Source organism: Micromonospora sp. NPDC002411 (assembly GCF_053592955.1).
The window spans coordinates 1-1,234 of the sequence record NZ_JBSFBM010000640.1 but is presented as its reverse complement, the minus strand read 5'-3'; the positions used below and the strand labels follow the sequence as shown (position 1 = coordinate 1,234).

2 protein-coding genes and 1 pseudogene are annotated in these 1,234 nt (G+C 69.8%); all 3 read left to right on the top strand.

What is annotated here, in order from left to right; translation table 11 throughout:
- Window positions 1-236: 236 nt before the first annotated feature.
- Complete coding sequence (locus ACWCO3_RS34685; RefSeq protein ID WP_145780463.1) at window positions 237-629, top strand: MerR family transcriptional regulator; 393 nt, start codon at window positions 237-239, stop codon at window positions 627-629.
- Complete coding sequence (gene trxA / locus ACWCO3_RS34680; RefSeq protein ID WP_423467178.1) at window positions 599-946, top strand: thioredoxin; 348 nt, start codon at window positions 599-601, stop codon at window positions 944-946. Before ACWCO3_RS34685 ends, trxA begins: the two co-directional genes overlap by 31 nt.
- A 91-nt stretch (window positions 947-1,037) precedes the next feature.
- Window positions 1,038-1,234, top strand: a pseudogene (locus ACWCO3_RS34675) (HNH endonuclease signature motif containing protein); the annotation flags it as partial.

Genomic DNA, 1,234 nt, shown 5'->3' with positions numbered 1-1,234 from the left:
CGGCCGGTCGTCGTCCGGGCCCGCCGCAGGCCGGCCAGGGGCTTCGACACAGGCCCTGGGACTCACACGCTCAGGGCGCCGGCAAGCCGGCGCCCTGAGCCATGTCCGGGGTTGGTCCGGTCGCGGGCCTGGCGGGCTGGCGCGGGCCAGCCAGCCCGCCCGGGCCGGGCGCAGCCTTGCCTTGACGCTGACGGCAAGGTTTAGCCTGGTCGCGACAGGCTGGTCGAGGAGGTCTGATGCTGATCGGCGAGCTGGCGGAACGGGCCGGCACGAGCACCCGGACGCTGCGCTACTACGAAGCCCACGGCTTGGTACACCCGCAGCGCTCGGCGAACGGCTACCGCGTCTACGACGAGGCGGAGCTGCGGGTCGTCCGGGAGATCCGGGCGCTGCTCGACGTCGGCTTCGGCCTCGACGACGTCCGTCCGTTCGTCGCCTGCCTGCGGGCGGGCAACGCGTCCGGCGACGTCTGTCCCGATTCCGTGCTGGTGCTGCGACGCAAGCTCGCCGAGGTCGACGACTACCTCGATCGACTCGGAGCGGTCCGTCAGCAGTTGCACACCCAGCTCACCCACGCCATCGCGCACCGGGAGGAAACATGCCCCAGGAAACGAGCGTCAGCTCCCTGATCACCGTCACCGACGACACGTTCGCCGAGCTGGTGCTGACCAGCGACCGGCCCGTCGTGGTCGACTTCTGGGCGGAGTGGTGCCCGCCGTGCAAGATGATCGAGAAGAGCCTCGTCGAGCTGGCACAGGAGTTCGGCGACCGGATGGTCATCGCCAAGCTCAACTCCGACGACAACCCGCAGGCCACGCGACGCTACGCGGTCATGTCCCTGCCGACGCTGCTGGTGTTCCGTCGGGGCGAGGTCGTCGGCTCGGTCGTCGGATCCAGGCCGAAACTCCACCTGCGGCAGAGCCTGACCATGCACGCCGGCCTGTGACAGTCACCGCCGGCCGAATCCTCTCCGCATGGTCTGACAGCAATCGATCATGGTGACTGAATTTGTCGTACACCTGTTCTAGTCTTTGGTCATGGTTGAGGAGTTGGCGCAGGCGGACGACGCGGTCGCTGCCTGCGTCGACACGGCCGCCTGGCCCCTCACCGAGCAGGAGCTGGTCGCCGCGCTCGACGCCGCGCACCGTCTTCAGCAACGCCTCGCCGCCGTCACCCTGACCCTGGTCCGCGAGATCGACGGCCGCGGCACCGCCCGCGCGCAGGGCGCCTCCAC

Bases quoted from the DNA above. Each gene is read 5' to 3' on its own strand.
- ACWCO3_RS34685 (WP_145780463.1), top strand. From the start codon at position 237: ATGCTGATCGGCGAGCTGGCGGAACGGGCCGGCACGAGCACCCGGACG.
- trxA (WP_423467178.1), top strand. From the start codon at position 599: ATGCCCCAGGAAACGAGCGTCAGCTCCCTGATCACCGTCACCGACGAC.